Consider the following 15,809-nt stretch of genomic DNA (forward strand, 5'->3'; position numbering starts at 1 on the left):
GTTAACTATCCCCTCTTTATTCCAGATTTGCATGTTTTTGATTTAATGAGCCGCCTTGTCCCTCTGGCTGCTTTTCTAGTAAATAAACGACAATAGCATCCAAAAGTAAATGGGCAGATTGATCAAACTGGCTTCCTAGAGGTTGGATTGTTTCTGGTTCAGAATTAAGTCGTTTCTTTGTTGCTGCAGGGACTCGAATACAACAATCGCTTAATTGCCCAATCTGAGATTCCTTATTGGTAGTGACTAAGGCAAGTCTAGCATCTATTTCTTTTGCTTTTGTTGCAAATTGCTTCAGCGTTCCTGTGCTGCCTGACCCTGAAATAACAAGTAATAGATCACTAGATTCTATACTAGGCGTGATTGTTTCTCCAACAACATAAATAGGATATCCACTGTGCATTAGACGCATCGCAAACACTTTTCCAATTAATCCAGAACGCCCTGTTCCAGCAACAAATATTCTTTTCGCATTTTGAAGTTCTGTCGCTAACTGTTGTACTTCATTAGAATCTACATGTTCTAACACCTCTGCCACTTCATTAGAAATCGTTTTGATAATCTTTTCCATAGAATCTTCCTCCCTTATTTACTGCTTAACAAGACTCTCGCTTTATTAATGTTGCCTCGAACCTATATATTTTCGAAGTAGTATCAGTTTGTTTGTTTTTTATTCTTTCTAATAGTAGTTCAGCTGCTTTCTTTCCCATTTCAAATGCTGGTTGAGCAATTGTGGTTAACGCTGGACTATAGAAACTAGCAAACGAAACCTCATCAATTCCTATTAGTGCCAGATCCTCTGGTATTTTAATTTGTTGTTCTTTCGTATACTTCAAGATTTCAAATAAAACTAAATCATTTAATGCAATAAGCGCTTCCGGAGGATCCGTTTGCGTTAACATTTGATCCATTTTTGCCTGTATATCAGGTATTTCGCCATTTACCAAATAATTAGGATTAAGCGGAATATTATGTTTTTGTAATCCTTTTTTGTATCCATTTGTTCGTTCTAACCTTGGAGTTACATATGGACTCAGCGGTGGAGTAATCATCCCAATTTTTTCATAACCATTCTTTACAAGATGATCTACTGCTAGCAATGAAGCCTTCTCGTTATCAAGCAAAACCGTCGGAATCTGTACTTCCGATAGAACTCTATCCATAAAAACGACTGGATATTTATCTTTTAGTAACCCTTTGTACAACTCAATATTTCCACCAGTGGGGAAAGCAATAATTCCATCTACTTGTTTTGCACGAAGCATTTCGATATACCGCTTTTCCTTTACCGGGTCATCATCCGCATTACACACGATAATGTGATAATTAGATTCATTACAAAAATCTTCAATCGCCCTAATAACCTGTGTAGAGAATACATGAAGTATATTTGCAACAATCACACCGATTGTCATTGTAGATTTTTGTTTTAATCCCCTAGCAATTATATTTGGACGATAATCTAATTCTTTAATAGCTAATTCAATTCTTTTTTTTGTTTTTTCTCCCATATAATCATAGCGTTGATTTAAATACTGAGACACTGTACTCTTTGAAACGCCAGCATGTTTTGCTACATCTGCCATTGTAACCAAATTTAGTCACCCTTCTCTTACATTCACTAATGATTAAATACTATTAACCACTTTTACTAAACCGGTTTAGTAAATCGGTTTAGTAAAAGTATAAAATAAATGAAAGCGTTTTACAAGGGGTTTTTAATTTTGGCTGTTTTTATAAAGTTGTTGTTTGTAAGTAATAGACCGTTCCTTTCTGCGAACACTTCCTCTGTATCCTACAGGAGTCAAGTGCCTTCCGCTCCAATCCACTCTATATTTTCGAATGGTGTTAAAAGCAACAATCTTTTAAAAAACAGCCCTAGTTTTTCATATTTGCTTGGTGTCATGAACCTTTTCTCTCTGTTTGAATGCTATGGAGTGTTAGAAGGTAGGATTAGGCTTTCTTTTTTTATTGTTATCTATACGTAAATACTTCTAGATTATGAAAGCAAAAAACCAATTATAAGGAAAATTCCTCATAATTGGTTTTCATAACGTAACTATTAATCTGTAATAGCTGCTTTTTCCTGTGGGGAAGTAGAAGCATTACTCCACTCTAAAATATTAGCGTATTTTTGTTTCGCATCCTCATATCCTTGCCAATAGAGGTTTTCAAGTTTTTTAGGATCTTTTTCGATTCTCCCCACTTTTAATGGCTGCTGAGGTTGAATGATGATGATTTCACCTTTTGCTTCTTTTTCTTCTAACGTTTCTACTAATGAATTATACTGTTTATACCGATTCATTAATGTTTTTTGTAAATTAGGATATTGCGGATATTTTCGTTTTAATAAAAAATTAAATTTAGAAGGCTTTTTAAAATAGCCTTTATTTCTTGTCAAAACTACAACATTTTTCGCAAATCCATCCTTTTCTGCTTTTTCAATCGGAATTGAATCGCTTATCCCTCCGTCAAGAAGATGTTTTGATTGATACTCCACAACAGGTGCTAAAAAAGGAAGCGAACTAGATGCTCTAATTATCGTTAAAACATCTTTTCCATAATCTTTCCTTGACCAATAAACAGGTTTTCCTGTGTGGCAATCTGTTGTTCCGATGACAAATTCACTTTGACTAGAATAGAATGTCTCATAGTCAAAAGGGACAATTTTATTCGGAATTTCATCAAATACATAATCCATACCAAATAACTCACGACTCTTCCAATAATTTCTCCAAGACAGGTATTTCGGGTCTCTTGCAAAACCAATGTTCACCTTTTTATTTCTGCCAGCCTGTTTAGATAAATAGGAAGCAGCGATGCATGCTCCTGCAGAAACACCAATAACATAAGGAAACTCAAGTCCTTGTTCTAGGAAATACTCTAGGGCACCCGCTGTATAAACCCCTCGCATTCCTCCGCCCTCTAAAACGAGACCTGTATTATCAACTAACATGTGTTGCTCCCCCCTAAATTATCTTCATTCAATCAATTAATGCTTCACTTACTTAACTAAATACCATCCTATATTTTCCCACATTCTATTGAAAATGTGTACCACCTTGTTTGAATACCTGCCAAGGTTTTGTCGAATAAACATAATCGATTATTAGGTAGGGGGTCTAACATATCACTTACTAACCAAAACCAATTACAGTTATTTTAAAATGAAAAAGATGACACAACAACCTTTTACCCTCATATACATCAAATATGGACAAGGTAAGAGGTGAAAACAGTGACGAAACAAAGTCTCATTAAAGGAACGATTGTTCTAACAATAGCAGCTTTCATTACAAAGATACTGGGATTCGCAAATGGAATAGTAATGGCTAATATCATTGGACCAGAGGGTATCGGTCTTATTATGATGGCAATGCCTGTTGCAGGTCTTTTAATTACATTAACAACATTAGGTCTACCTGTAGCAATATCAAAACTTGTAGCTGAAGCTGAAGTAAAGAAGGACCACCAACAAGTAAAAAAAATCCTTATTGTTTCCCTAGCAACGACAAGTATTATAGGTGTTATTTTAATGATTGGAGCCTTCGCAGGTGCAAAATTATTATCTTCCATTTTTCTAACAGATCAAAGAGCTTATTATTCTTTAATTGCAGTTATACCAATAATACCTATTATTGCAATATCATCAGTGATTAAAGGGTACTTTCGCGGCAAGCAAAATATGACCCCGATTGCACTTTATCAAATTATTGAGCAAGTTGTAAGAATTGGATTGATCTTTATTTTCGTTCAGTGGCTACTTCCTTATGGAATCGAATACGCTGCTGCCGGAGCCGTTCTGAGTGGTATAATTGGCGAAGGCTTTTCCCTGCTTTATCTACTTTCGATATTTAAATGGTCAAAACAAAAACAGTTCAAGTTACGCCATTCATTTATCAAACAAATAAGCAAAGGTAAAGAGATATTACATGAGTTACTTCAAACAGGTCTCCCAACGACAGGTAACGGACTAATCCATTCCTTCATAGGCGTTTTTCAACCTGTAATTATTACTCAAAGTTTGGCTTTAGCTGGGATTGGAACAGTACTAGCAACTAAACAGTACGGGACTTTAATGGGATTTGTTTTTCCTCTATTAATGCTTCCAGGTTTTATTACAAATTCTATGTCTGTCCCTTTAATCCCCTCCATTAGTGAAGCGAAAGAGAAAAATGAACTACAACTTATTCATAAAAGAACTGGGCAAGCCGTTAGAATTTCTTTAATTGTTGGAGTGCCTTGCACGATTATTTTGTATCTTTTTGCGGATATGTTAACAACTCTTATTTATAAGTCGCCAGAAGCAGCAATACTTTTAAAAATCATGGCTCCTTTTTACTTCTTACAATATTTCCGCATACCTTTACAGTCAGTCCTTATCGGTTTAGGGAAAGCAAATATTGTCATGGTCAATGACCTAGTGGCTTCTATTGCAAAACTTGCTTTTATCTTTGTTTTAGCTTCCAAACCTGATTTTGGTATTTACGGAGTGTGTCTCGCTATAAGTGCCAGTATAGTATTGGGAACATCCCTTCATTTTTTTACAATATCAAAATTAATTGGATTTTATTTAATCGTAACAGATTTTATAAAGGTCATATTCTCAGGTGTTGTGATGGGTTTGGTCGGTGCACTTGCACTTAAATATTTAAGTAGTGAAATTCAAAATAACATACTGATATTAGGTATTTCTTTAACGATATCCATGCTTGTTTATTTGTTTTCACTAAAATGTTTCAAAGTTATCAACTTAAGAAAAAAATAATAAATAAGGGGTTATGATAAAGCTAAAAAATTTAGGCTGTTTTTCATGAAGGTTGTTGCTTTTTAACGAAAAACTAAGTTTAACCCACTGAGTTGATTGGAGCGGAGGGCACTTGACTCCTGCGGGAAGAGAGGAAAGTGGGAGACCCCACAGGCGAAGCCGAGGAGGCTCCCATTCCTCCCCGCGGAAAGCAAGTGCCCGTAGCGGAAATCAACGGGCAAAATTTATAAGTAAAACAACAATCTATGAGAAAGAGCCAAAATTTAATACGGGGCCCTTCTATTAAAAAATTGGTACCCGATTATTGAATTTGCTTATTGCTGGAGCTTTTATTTGAAAAGGTGGTATAACAAACGGTCCTTCTCTTCAAAAAATTGCTTCATTATTGTATAGTGATTCGTTTCTTCTAATTTTGATTCGCCCATGCCTTCATCGGTGAGTTCAATAATTTTAGCATTTGGATAGGCCATAATTATTGGTGAGTGTGTGGAAATAACAAACTGGGACCCCTCATGAACAAGTCGATTAATAATAGTTAACATAGACAATTGTCTTACTGGAGATAATGCCGCTTCCGGCTCATCTAATATATATAGCCCTTTACCTTGAAAGCGATTAGTAAACGTAGCAAAAAAAGACTCTCCATGAGATTGTTGATGTAAGGAATTTCCTCCAAATGAATCGATAACCTTAGGTCCTGAAGATGGGTCTTCGTCTAGTTCTTCAATATTAGTAGCTAAATTATAGAATGTTTCAGCTCTGAAAAAGAAACCATCTTTTGGCTTATACACTCCTTTAGCTAGCCGCAAATAATGATCTAAATTCGAATGAGAATTATAACTAGAAAAGTTATAATTCCTATTACCGCCTTCAGGATTAAACCCTAGTTTAATTGCAATCGCTTCTAGCAAAGTAGATTTCCCCATACCATTCTCACCAATAATATACGTAACGTTCGGATGAAAGACTAATTCCTTAAAGTATTTAACAACGGGGAGATTCAGTGGAAAAGTATCATATGAATCTATTTCTTCTGACTCTAATTTGAGACTTTTAATATATTGATCCTCTTGCGTTAATTTCACTTTTAATAACATCCTTTCCTCTTAGAAGTAGAAAACCTTCTCCTATAGTTCCAACTAACCTTTTATCGTTTTCTATAGATTAATTTTCAAATTGAATTGCTTACTAGACATACTCCACCATGGTACCCCCAATAATTCCTCTTAACCGCTCAAAGTGCTCGTAGTTTAACACTTTTAAGCCAACCATTCCATCCTTATTTCTCTTCGATTTACTTTCTAAAACCCCTTCTTAATTCATTAATTTGGTCCTAAAATCTGAAATGAGCATGATTCCTTTTGAATACACTTGATTGTGGAATAACTACATAAAAGGATTTTTTTAGATTGTAGAGAACTATTATTATATAGAAATTTACATAATGAGAGAAGTAAGGGTGAGTCAATGAAGTTCATACGAAACATTTTTATTATTTTAATCGGGATTATTTTAATTAGTATATTGCCAGTCTTATTTTACGGTGGTTCTGGATATCAATATATTACAGAAGAGCTAGTTGCAAATAACGTTACGACCATTGGATTTTATCCATTGGCGTATGGACTAGCTATTATAGAGGTAGTAAGAAATCTCTTTCAACCAGATCAATGGAGCATTGTCTATTTTGGAAAAGAATACTCCTTTTTCAACTTTTTCTCGGACAGATATTTTTATTCCTTAAAGCTCTTTTCCATTTCGCTTATGATCGCTATCGGAGCATCTATGCTTGTGACGATAATGGTTTCAATGTCACCAAGGTGGGTTAAAAAAGTTTGTACCTTTGTCATTGATATTTTGGAATCATTACCCGATGTATTTTTAATTGTCGGACTTCAATTAATTGTCGTCCTCATCTATCGTTCTACTGGTAATTTAATTGCAGAAGTGGCCATGTTAAATGAAGAAATTTATTTATTACCGGTTATTTGTTTGACAACCGTTCCCTCTGTTTTTCTCATTAAAACTACACTACTTTTGATAAGAGAAGAGCAGCCAAAGCCTTATATAGATTTGGCTCGTGCTAAAGGACTAGGCAGGCTAAGCATTCTATTTGTGCATAGTTTTCGGAATGTCATATTTAGTTTATTTTATCGATCCAAGTTAATCTTTTCCTTTATGTTGTCTAATCTTTTTATTATTGAAAGATTATTTAACATCAGAGGCGTTATGGATTTACTCCTCTACTCGAACGCTCATATCCTTGTGCTTATTATTTGCTCTATCTTTATTCCTTTTTACACTTTATTTTCGATATCTGAATTTTTCATTATGAGGAAAATTGGTGCTAGAGAGGAGGAGATTTTAAATGTTTAAAACTTTAATCAAAAAACCAAAATTTCTCCTTGGCTTTGTATTTCTAATAACCATGGTTATAACAAGCTTTCTTTATGAGCCTTTTATTGCTGAACATATTAAAAGGTATGATTTTTTCACCTATAAAGGGGAATTGGTTGGTCCTCCTTTTACACCTTTAGAACTTCCACCTCTTGGCTCTGACAGATTAGGGACCCCCTTATGGACTTATATCATCCAAGGAGCAAAGTTCACCATTCTTCTTGCAATTGTAATTAGTTTTACCCAAGTTATTTTTGGATTACTTCTTTCCGTTTTCTTTTTACACTTTCTGAAAAGAATTCAAAAGATCTTAGAAGTACTGGTAGAATCGATGATTTATGTTCCTGTTGCTGTTATCGCATTTTGGTTATTACTGCCTTTAGAGCAACTCATCCATAATCCCGAGGAACATTTCATCAAATTATTAATAAACCAAGCCTTATTAATTAGTATCATTGGAATTCCGTCCACACTAGTAGTCCTATTAAAAGAAATTCAAAAGTCCCTCCAAGAAGAGTTTGTATTAAGCTCTAGAGTTTTGGGTGGAAGAGGATGGTTTTTATATCGTAAACATGTGCTTACTATTTTATCGCCAAGACTAGTACTGCTCTTTTTCCAACGTAATGTTCAAGTACTCGTGTTATTTGCTCACTTAGGATTTATTAACATTTTTTTAGGTGGGAAATTTGAAGAAGAAATTATGGTTGGTGAATCTAGAATGTTTTCACTATCGAATGAATGGGCTGGTAATATCGGAAAGGCTTACTTAGAGTTAATGACCGCGCCATGGCTGATTTTAGCTCCGCTGTTCGCATTATCTCTGGCTGTTCTTTCGTTTAATTTCATGGCATCCTCCATACAAGAAATCATGCTAAAAGAAACTAGTTCATTTCGAAAAAGAAGCGGAAAGAGGATGCAAAAAGAAACGGAAAAAAATTCGAGTGAATTTAAAGATAATCATTTTACACTTGTCAGGAAAAACCATCATCTAAATAGTTAATCCTAAAAGATAAATTCTATAAAAAAATAGAAGCACTTTTCACTTTTCCTAATTCAACTATAATAGTATCATTACCAGCAAGAATTAATAAGACCTCCTTAAAAAAATAGCTTTAATAATGAAAGTCTTCTTTACTTTCTCTACTAGTTAAGGCTTTCAAATTTGTTTAGGTATTCTAAGAATACTGTGTTATACTTTAGCTAACCATTTAACACCTATAACATGTTTTCTTTGAGGCTGACTAAAAAGGTCAGATCCATTAATCCGAATATATATAGACTTTAGTTTAACAAAAGTCTATATATATTCGGATTTTTTAAAGGATCAGACACTAACTAGTCAGCCTCTTCTTATTCAGTACTTTTTAGTATAAAAAAAGGACCCTACTAGTAGGGTCCTTTAATCATTACGCTTTGTTTACATTAGTAGCTTGAAGTCCACGTTGACCTTGTTCAGTGTCAAAAGTAACTTTTTGGCCTTCATCTAAAGTTTTAAATCCTTCGCCTTGGATAGCTGAAAAATGTACGAATACATCTTCTCCACCTTCAATTTCGATGAAACCGAAACCTTTTTCTGCGTTAAACCATTTTACTGTACCTTCTTGCATGTTTGTTTCCTCCTGTGTGGATATATTCCACAATTTATTACTATAATTGCTCAATTAGATATCAAAGGCGAAAAGTTTAAATACTTACTCTTTCCCTACATACCGAACAAAAATAATTCTTATTCAGAATAACAGATAAAATGTAGAAAAGCAAATAGTATTTAACTATTCTTAGAAAGTATAGTTGATAGGTTAAAACGAAAATATCAATCATGCTTTCTAAACAAAACTGGTTGAACAGATAAAAAAGACAAAAGCTATACTTCAGAGTGACACCGCTTGCCAAATAGTACCTCGCCTCCCCCGGAATCTCCGGGGATATTGTTTTTCCAAGTATGTGCTGAAGTTCGTTTCTAATGGCAACATCTCCAACGATAGTAAACTAGTTCTTAACTAAAGGTGTTCCCTATATCTCAGTTTAATTCCTTTGCTTTTAACATTGTTGGAGTGATGCTGATGAGAATGACGGCGATGATTAGTGTAAGTACAACGGTGATGGTCATGTCATTAGTCCAGTTGTTCGTTTGCATAATGGTGTAAGCATAATTTGCTAGTTGGGATGGAGACCATTTTAATGTTTCCTGAAATGACCCGGCTAGAAAAGAGAGGACGACGGAAACCGTAATTCCAGCAAAAGCAGCAATTCCCGAGGTTTTTACTAAACTGCTAAAGAATACAACTACTGTAAGAATAAATGTCAACCATAATCCATAGATAATAAATGATTGAAAAAATACTCCAGCATCTATCCCCTTAAATAAAAGATTAATGTAATACCAGCTGCTAAGCATCCCGATTCCATATGACCCCCAAACAAGTACTAGCGCCGCAAACCATTTGGACAGAACATAGGCAGCATAGGAGACCGGTTTAACTAGCACCATTACAGCACTTCTACTCTTTCGTTCTCCCGCAATGGTTGCCATAAACCCCAAAACGATAATTAGAATTCCAAGTGTATTGAATTGGTTAATAGTAGAGAATAATACTTCTTCTGAAGACGGCGTTGGAATTTCGATAACAGCCCCTTCTGGTAAATCCCCTAATGTATCTAGAATATCTGGTAAATAATAAGCGATTAATGGCTCTTGTATACCCAACAAAATGAAAACCAATGGCATCCATAACACCTTATAATTTCTTGTCGATTCTACTATTTCTTTTTTAAATAAAACCCAGCAAATTTTCACTTACTTCACCACTTTCATAAACACTTCTTCTAAACTATCATTACTCGTTTCCAGTTTAACTACTGGCCATGCTTCTTCAGCAATGATTTGGAATAGTTTATCCCTTGACGACTGTATATTTTCCACATTAATAAATAATGTGTTTTCTTCAAAATTAGCTAATTTTACCCAGTCCCTCTTTTGAATAGAATTCAGGTATTTCTTTGAACCTCTCTCTAAACAAACAATAAGTTGCGGTGTTTGGTGTCGATGTTTCACTTCCTCCAAACTGCCCTGTTCAACAAGGTTTCCACTATGCAAAAATAATACGTCATCACAAACTTGCTCAGCATCATTTAAAATGTGTGTGGAAAAAAGTATTGTTGTTTCCTTTTTAAGCTTTTTTAACAACTCTAAAACTTCCTTTCGCCCAAAAGGATCCAAGGCAGAAACTGGTTCATCTAAAATCAATAATTTTGGCTGATGAATCATCGCCTGCGCTATTCCTAGACGCTGCTTCATCCCACCTGAGTACTGACCAATTTTTCTCTTCTTCCCTTCCGTTAAACCAACTAATTCTAAGAGCTTATTCCCTCTTTTCATTACATCTTTTTTTGAGATACCAGCAATTTCACCTTGAAAAATAAGATACTCTTCTCCACTCATCCATTCAAAAAACGAAGGATACTGTGGTAAATAACCGATAATAGTTCGGATATCTTTCTCTTTTGATAATGGTGACCTTATTTCCCCGGAAGTCGGCTTTATCAAACCTGCAAGCATATTAAGAGTCGTGGTTTTCCCTGCACCATTTGGTCCTAATAATGCGGTACACTTTCCTTTTGTTAATGAAAAGGAAATATCTTTTACAGCTAACTTTTCCTTATATTTCTTTTCTAGCGAGCATACTTCGAGAACATTCATCCATTTTGTCTCCTTCCAAACACAAAGTAAATGATTGGACCAATAATATTAACAAATAAGATAACAAGCACCCATAACCATTTAGGGCCATTAGTAGCCCGTATTCTAATCAAATCAACTAAAGCAACAATAAGTAAAATAAATTGTATCCCGATGAGTGGTGCAACTAACCCCCAATTTATACTATTAAATGCCTCTTGAATCTCTGTCATGATGATTCCTCCTTGCTGGATATTTCACTTATAAGACGATTAAGTTCAAATTTCGTTCAACATTTTTATAAATAATTTTTGAATGAAGAAAAAGCAGTGGAATTTTTATCGATTCCACTGCTTTTTCTATACTTAAATTTTATAAATTTCTTGCATTCGTTTAATCTCTTCCTTTATCGTGTCGACTAGTGAGGCAGGCGATAATACCTCAGCTTGTCCACCCCAATTCAAAAGCCAACTTACTAAACCGCTACTAAGCCTAGCTTTTGTAGTAAGGACAAAATGATCATTATCGACTTTTTGTATACTTACATCTTTTCCAAACTTATCTATCATGACGTTTATTAAATGGTTTTGAAATTTCACTTTAATCCATTCTTCCGACCCAGCAAACATATGAAAGGTCGATTGGACATATTTTGTCACATCAAATGGGTCATACGGAAACGTCTCTTCTGTTAGTTGAACATTTCGTAAACGGTCAATTCGATAATGCCTAATTTCTTCTGCTTTAAAAAAGTATGCAATCAAATAATAAAAGTCATTTGTCCACGTTAATGCAAGTGGTTTAACCCGATAATCATCTCCACCGTGACTTAAAACAAATTCTTTATCTAAATCGTATCTCCCATATTGAAACGTCACAATCCTTCTCTCCGCTATCGCATGATGTAAATCATTAATGGCAACACGGACTAAGTGACTCTCACTTTTAACAGAAGAATCAATTAATATTTCATTTTGAAGCATTTTTGCCTGAGGTTTACTTGTAAGTTTCTTGATTTTACGAATAAGCTGTTTCGTTTCTTCTTTCGTTATGAATCTTGCCGATACGACCGCATCTATTAACATTCTAAGTTCATATAACTCAAATAATCGATATTGATGACTGTAATATTTCGGCAGCCCCTCTTTCACTTGGTTAATTGTTACATCAAAATTGTTTTCAATTAAGTGATCGATATCATCCTTCAGTGAATTTTTATTCAGTTTGATTTCAGAACCATATATCGCCTTAAACTTTTCTATAATGTCATCAATGGATAGCTCATTCTCCTCATCCGTCTCCGCTTCAAAAATATCCCGCAACATTAACAAACGATCCTTATTATCAATTCGCTCCACATAAATCCCCCACTAACACCCTTTTTCCACCATTCTACCAAAAACCCCCTACCACCGAAACATGAGCGGTATAACTTTAATTCATTAAAGCACCGAGGGACGGACCTTTATTTGACCACCAAATCGTTAAATAAGCCCACACCATATCTAGTTATTAGCCATACACTGCAATTAGTATGAGGAAAGGTGTGAAGAGATTGTATGTGGCAAGGAAAGTACATTACAGTTATCGTAACTGCTAGTCTGTTATTACTTGCGCTTTTTTCAGGACTTTTCATCTATAAGACTGGATTCCATGAAGGGAAAGTATGGACGACATTAGAATCAGATGATGACAAAAAAGCTTCTTCAGGCAATATGAACGGGAACAATAATATTCAAAATAATATAGATAACAATGGAAGCAATTCAGCCGAAAATAATGTTGACAACACGATTGATAATAATGGTGGAAAAGATATCAAGAATAATGTAACCAATAATATAACGAACAACGTTGAAGTAAACGTAGATGTTGATGCAGAGGGAAATGTCGTTAATAACGTTAGTAATAATATTAGTAATAATGCTACCAATGGGACCTCAAATGATACGAATAATGGGAATAACAGTGATAATGGCAATGGTGATAGCGAGAATGGAAAAGAGGGTAGTAAGAACAGCAATAATGGAGATGAAAAGAAAGACGACAAGAGCAGCAATAATGGAAAGAATGATAAGGAGCAGGATAGCAAAAAATCGGGTTTTACATGGGGAATTGATACAGCAAGCTTAACTTCCGAAAATTTCAATATGTGTGTAAAAGATAATTTTGGTGATCCTGGAGTCGTCGGGAGATATTTAGGAAATAATGAGGGTGCTTCTGTTGGATTAACGAAAGAAGAAGTTGATTTAATTAAATCAAATAAAGATAAAATACTTCTTATCCATAACAAACTTTCTGATGCGACAGGTTACGATAATGGGGTACAAGAAGGGAAAGAAGCTATCAACCTAGCTAAGGAACTTGGTGCACCAGAAGGAACAGCAATTTTTGTTGACATTGAACCAACTTTTCCTGTAAATGCTGCATTTATTCAAGGCTGGTATGATACACTTTCCTCTTCATCATATGCTCCTGGAATTTATGGAATATTTGACAAGAACACGGACCTAACTGCTTCTTTTAATGCCGCCTCTAAAGAAAATGCGGATATTAAAGAAAACACATATATTTGGACGGCAGCTCCTAATGCTGGAATCACAACCAAAAATAAAGCACCTGAATATAAACCGCAAGCTCCAGAAGGCTCTCTTGTCATAGGCTGGCAATATGGAATTGACGCACAAACATGTAATATTGATACAAACCTCTTTAACAATAAATATACAGACATTTTATGGTAATTATGTCATAAAGTAAAAAACGCAATCTCTTTGGTGTCAAAGAGATTGCGTTTTTTGAGGTCCGTCCCTCACTGCTTTAATTCGTTAAACAAGTGAAGGACAGACTTCAAACAAAGACTTCAAAATCCTATTTAATTATACGAATAACTGTCGGAATGTGGTACCTCTCTCCCTCGTATGCTCTAATTGCAGCTAGAATTGTAAATATTAATGCAAGGACACCGACGATTGGAGCGAGAATGAATCCAATCAGTACAAACATTAAGAGTGAACTTACAATCCCGTAAATAGTATAAGAGATAAGAAAGTTTAAATATTCTTTTCCGTGAAAATCAACGAATTCAGATTCATCTCTTTTTAATAACCAAATTAAGAGTGGTCCAATGAATACAGTGAAAAAACTGGTGAGATAAATTAACATAGCAAATAACTTTTCTTCCTTTTCCGCCATCACGAATCTCCCCCTAAAATTGTTCTTCTTCTATACCTACGCTTCCCTCATGCCAAAGTTTCTAATTAAATTATCTTCTTCTCTTTATCTAGTACAAACAAAAAGGAGAAAACCATTTTTTAAGGTCCGTCCCCAAACGCATTAACATATTAAAGGATACACACTTCAATACAATGTTTTCATTTATTTGATTTTCCTGAATATATGTTAGTAAGAGAAGAGTTGTCCGCTTCTATATAAGTTCATATATGAATGACCTTCTCCGGTATACCAACTCATACATAATGCAATGAATTATTTGCGTAAAGAAAGGATGAAATAAATGAGCAAATTAGAGGCATTTATTCTCGGTATTATTCAGGGGCTTACAGAATTTCTGCCAATTTCTAGTACAGGCCATTTATATATTGGACGTCTTGCCTTTGGGCTTGAGGATGCTGGGCTATTTCTTGACACAATGCTGCATATCGGAACATTGATTGCTGTTCTCGTCGTTTACCAAAAAGAATTACTTTTTATGGTGAAGAATCCGTTCAGCAAACTATCACTAATTCTTGTCATCGGCACAATCCCAGCAGTCATTGTCGGGTTTTTATTCGAAGATTATTTCGATGCTATTTCTAAAACAGGAAATACACTCGGTTGGGAGTTTCTTATTACCGGAGCCATCATGTATGTTGCTGACGGAGTTAAAGATGGACATAAAAAGCTAGAAAATCTAAATTATACAGACGCTTTCGTAATCGGGAGTTTTCAGGCAGCTGCAATCTTCCCTGCTCTCTCTCGTTCGGGGTTAACCATTGCTGCAGGACTCTTTAGAAAATTGGATCGAGGAACAGCTGCCTATTTCTCTTTTCTTTTATCAACCCCAGCCATCCTTGGTGGTATCGTACTACAAAGCAAGGATGTTTTCACAGGACATGTAGAGTCTGTCACCTTCACTTCTCTTGCGATTGGAACAGTGACAGCTGCCGTTTTTGGCTACTTTGCGATTGTCGGAATGATAAATTTTCTGAAAAATCGTTCCCTCAAACTTTTCTCTTATTACGTATGGGCACTAGGTCTTCTTATTCTATTTCTCCAATATTCCGGGATCTTTTAGGAGGTTATAATGAATCACGAATTAATTCTGCAGCTTTTAAATCAATTGACTGAATGGGGTTATGTAGGGATTGCACTTGCGTTAATGATTGAAGTAATTCCTAGTGAACTTGTCCTAAGTTATGCTGGATTTATGGTTAATGCCGGAAAACTTTCCTTTGTTGGGGCATTAATTTCTGGGGTTGTCGGAGGTACGATTGCACAATTGTTTTTATATTGGCTAGGTAGATACGGGGGAAGGCCGTTTTTCGAGAAATATGGGAAATTCCTTTTCATTCAGCCTAAACATATAAATGCTTCCGAGAAATGGTTTCAGAAATATGGTAACATCGTTATTTTCACTGCTCGATTTATCCCTATCATTAGACATGCTATTAGTATTCCAGCTGGCATCAGCAAAATGCCTCTTTCCTTATTTACACTATATACTTTTGCAGCCATGCTTCCTTGGACATTTTTGTTCATACTCATTGGTATGGAGCTCGGAACACATTGGCAGCTTATTGAAGTAGTGGCCATTCGTTATATTAAACCCCTTGCCATTATCGCTGGATGTGTCACAATGCTCTACATCTTTTACGCATATAAACGATCAAAACCGAAATCCTAGGTGAATTAAGAAAACTCCCTTCTATTTATTGTAGAAGGGAGTCAAGAAAAAGCATTAAT

The 15,809-nt window shown here is 35.1% G+C and carries 16 protein-coding genes; 6 read left to right on the top strand and 10 right to left on the bottom strand.

The features are described from left to right. Window positions 1–16 precede the first annotated feature (16 nt). From hxlB to ACFSUL_RS07100, 3 genes are all read right to left on the bottom strand, one after another. Window positions 17–571 carry a 6-phospho-3-hexuloisomerase gene (gene hxlB, locus ACFSUL_RS07090; protein WP_377933983.1) on the bottom strand — a complete coding sequence of 185 codons (555 nt, stop codon included), beginning with the start codon at window positions 569–571 and terminating at the stop codon, window positions 17–19. A gap of 25 nt (window positions 572–596) precedes the next feature. Then, a complete protein-coding gene (locus ACFSUL_RS07095; RefSeq protein WP_071413874.1) occupies window positions 597–1,586 on the bottom strand; it encodes a LacI family DNA-binding transcriptional regulator in 990 nt (329 codons plus the stop codon). A gap of 476 nt (window positions 1,587–2,062) precedes the next feature. Then, window positions 2,063–2,956: a patatin-like phospholipase family protein gene (locus ACFSUL_RS07100; protein ID WP_377933985.1), complete on the bottom strand. Its 894-nt coding sequence runs from the start codon at window positions 2,954–2,956 to the stop codon at window positions 2,063–2,065. 282 nt (window positions 2,957–3,238) lie between these two features. Between ACFSUL_RS07100 and spoVB the strand changes: the two genes are divergently transcribed. Continuing rightward, window positions 3,239–4,768 carry a stage V sporulation protein B gene (spoVB, locus tag ACFSUL_RS07105; RefSeq protein WP_377933987.1) on the top strand — a complete coding sequence of 510 codons (1,530 nt, stop codon included), beginning with the start codon at window positions 3,239–3,241 and terminating at the stop codon, window positions 4,766–4,768. Window positions 4,769–5,097: 329 nt separating this feature from the next. Here the strand turns inward: spoVB and ACFSUL_RS07110 are convergent, their stop codons facing one another. Further along, window positions 5,098–5,865, bottom strand: a complete 768-nt coding sequence (locus ACFSUL_RS07110) for an AAA family ATPase (protein WP_377933989.1) — start codon at window positions 5,863–5,865, stop codon at window positions 5,098–5,100. A 370-nt stretch (window positions 5,866–6,235) separates the two neighbouring features. On the opposite strand from ACFSUL_RS07110, the gene ACFSUL_RS07115 reads away from it, so the two are divergent. Next, window positions 6,236–7,144 carry an ABC transporter permease subunit gene (locus ACFSUL_RS07115; protein WP_377933991.1) on the top strand — a complete coding sequence of 303 codons (909 nt, stop codon included), beginning with the start codon at window positions 6,236–6,238 and terminating at the stop codon, window positions 7,142–7,144. Next, a complete protein-coding gene (locus ACFSUL_RS07120; RefSeq protein ID WP_377933993.1) occupies window positions 7,137–8,165 on the top strand; it encodes an ABC transporter permease subunit in 1,029 nt (342 codons plus the stop codon). The genes ACFSUL_RS07115 and ACFSUL_RS07120 overlap by 8 nt, the downstream gene beginning before the upstream one ends. 406 nt (window positions 8,166–8,571) lie before the next feature. Here the strand turns inward: ACFSUL_RS07120 and ACFSUL_RS07125 are convergent, their stop codons facing one another. From ACFSUL_RS07125 to ACFSUL_RS07145, 5 genes are all read right to left on the bottom strand, one after another. Continuing rightward, the gene (locus ACFSUL_RS07125) at window positions 8,572–8,772 is read right to left on the bottom strand and encodes a cold-shock protein (RefSeq protein ID WP_071411639.1); all 201 of its coding nucleotides are present in this window, start codon (window positions 8,770–8,772) and stop codon (window positions 8,572–8,574) included. A 413-nt stretch (window positions 8,773–9,185) separates the two neighbouring features. After that, a complete protein-coding gene (locus ACFSUL_RS07130; RefSeq protein WP_377933996.1) occupies window positions 9,186–9,962 on the bottom strand; it encodes an ABC transporter permease in 777 nt (258 codons plus the stop codon). Then, window positions 9,963–10,865 carry an ABC transporter ATP-binding protein gene (locus tag ACFSUL_RS07135; protein WP_377933998.1) on the bottom strand — a complete coding sequence of 301 codons (903 nt, stop codon included), beginning with the start codon at window positions 10,863–10,865 and terminating at the stop codon, window positions 9,963–9,965. It lies immediately after the preceding gene. Further along, a complete protein-coding gene (locus ACFSUL_RS07140) occupies window positions 10,862–11,077 on the bottom strand; it encodes a PLD nuclease N-terminal domain-containing protein (protein WP_071411636.1) in 216 nt (71 codons plus the stop codon). The genes ACFSUL_RS07135 and ACFSUL_RS07140 overlap by 4 nt, the downstream gene beginning before the upstream one ends. A gap of 132 nt (window positions 11,078–11,209) precedes the next feature. Further along, window positions 11,210–12,202, bottom strand: coding sequence for a helix-turn-helix transcriptional regulator (locus ACFSUL_RS07145; RefSeq protein ID WP_377934000.1), 993 nt, complete (start codon window positions 12,200–12,202; stop codon window positions 11,210–11,212). A 201-nt stretch (window positions 12,203–12,403) separates the two neighbouring features. Between ACFSUL_RS07145 and ACFSUL_RS07150 the strand changes: the two genes are divergently transcribed. After that, window positions 12,404–13,588, top strand: a complete 1,185-nt coding sequence (locus tag ACFSUL_RS07150; RefSeq protein ID WP_377934002.1) for a glycoside hydrolase domain-containing protein — start codon at window positions 12,404–12,406, stop codon at window positions 13,586–13,588. 127 nt (window positions 13,589–13,715) lie between these two features. Here ACFSUL_RS07150 and ACFSUL_RS07155 read toward each other — a convergent pair whose 3' ends face one another. Next, window positions 13,716–14,039, bottom strand: coding sequence for a DUF4870 domain-containing protein (locus tag ACFSUL_RS07155; protein WP_071413873.1), 324 nt, complete (start codon window positions 14,037–14,039; stop codon window positions 13,716–13,718). 322 nt (window positions 14,040–14,361) lie between these two features. Between ACFSUL_RS07155 and ACFSUL_RS07160 the strand changes: the two genes are divergently transcribed. Together ACFSUL_RS07160 and ACFSUL_RS07165 are read left to right on the top strand one after the other, a co-directional pair. Continuing rightward, window positions 14,362–15,141 carry an undecaprenyl-diphosphate phosphatase gene (locus ACFSUL_RS07160; protein ID WP_377934005.1) on the top strand — a complete coding sequence of 260 codons (780 nt, stop codon included), beginning with the start codon at window positions 14,362–14,364 and terminating at the stop codon, window positions 15,139–15,141. A gap of 9 nt (window positions 15,142–15,150) precedes the next feature. Then, window positions 15,151–15,750 (top strand): DedA family protein, encoded by a 600-nt coding sequence (locus ACFSUL_RS07165; RefSeq protein WP_377934007.1) that lies wholly within the window; start codon window positions 15,151–15,153, stop codon window positions 15,748–15,750. The last annotated feature ends 59 nt before the right edge of the window (window positions 15,751–15,809 follow it).

This window comes from Bacillus seohaeanensis (assembly GCF_042684945.1).
Classification (GTDB): Bacteria; Bacillota; Bacilli; order Bacillales; family Bacillaceae_B; genus Rossellomorea; species Rossellomorea seohaeanensis.

Coding starts and splice junctions, on each gene's coding strand:
- hxlB (WP_377933983.1), bottom strand. CDS start 571: ATGGAAAAGATTATCAAAACGATTTCTAATGAAGTGGCAGAGGTGTTA.
- ACFSUL_RS07095 (WP_071413874.1), bottom strand. CDS start 1,586: ATGGCAGATGTAGCAAAACATGCTGGCGTTTCAAAGAGTACAGTGTCT.
- ACFSUL_RS07100 (WP_377933985.1), bottom strand. CDS start 2,956: ATGTTAGTTGATAATACAGGTCTCGTTTTAGAGGGCGGAGGAATGCGA.
- ACFSUL_RS07110 (WP_377933989.1), bottom strand. CDS start 5,865: ATGTTATTAAAAGTGAAATTAACGCAAGAGGATCAATATATTAAAAGT.
- ACFSUL_RS07115 (WP_377933991.1), top strand. CDS start 6,236: ATGAAGTTCATACGAAACATTTTTATTATTTTAATCGGGATTATTTTA.
- ACFSUL_RS07120 (WP_377933993.1), top strand. CDS start 7,137: ATGTTTAAAACTTTAATCAAAAAACCAAAATTTCTCCTTGGCTTTGTA.
- ACFSUL_RS07125 (WP_071411639.1), bottom strand. CDS start 8,772: ATGCAAGAAGGTACAGTAAAATGGTTTAACGCAGAAAAAGGTTTCGGT.
- ACFSUL_RS07135 (WP_377933998.1), bottom strand. CDS start 10,865: ATGAATGTTCTCGAAGTATGCTCGCTAGAAAAGAAATATAAGGAAAAG.
- ACFSUL_RS07140 (WP_071411636.1), bottom strand. CDS start 11,077: ATGACAGAGATTCAAGAGGCATTTAATAGTATAAATTGGGGGTTAGTT.
- ACFSUL_RS07150 (WP_377934002.1), top strand. CDS start 12,404: ATGTGGCAAGGAAAGTACATTACAGTTATCGTAACTGCTAGTCTGTTA.
- ACFSUL_RS07155 (WP_071413873.1), bottom strand. CDS start 14,039: ATGGCGGAAAAGGAAGAAAAGTTATTTGCTATGTTAATTTATCTCACC.
- ACFSUL_RS07160 (WP_377934005.1), top strand. CDS start 14,362: ATGAGCAAATTAGAGGCATTTATTCTCGGTATTATTCAGGGGCTTACA.
- ACFSUL_RS07165 (WP_377934007.1), top strand. CDS start 15,151: ATGAATCACGAATTAATTCTGCAGCTTTTAAATCAATTGACTGAATGG.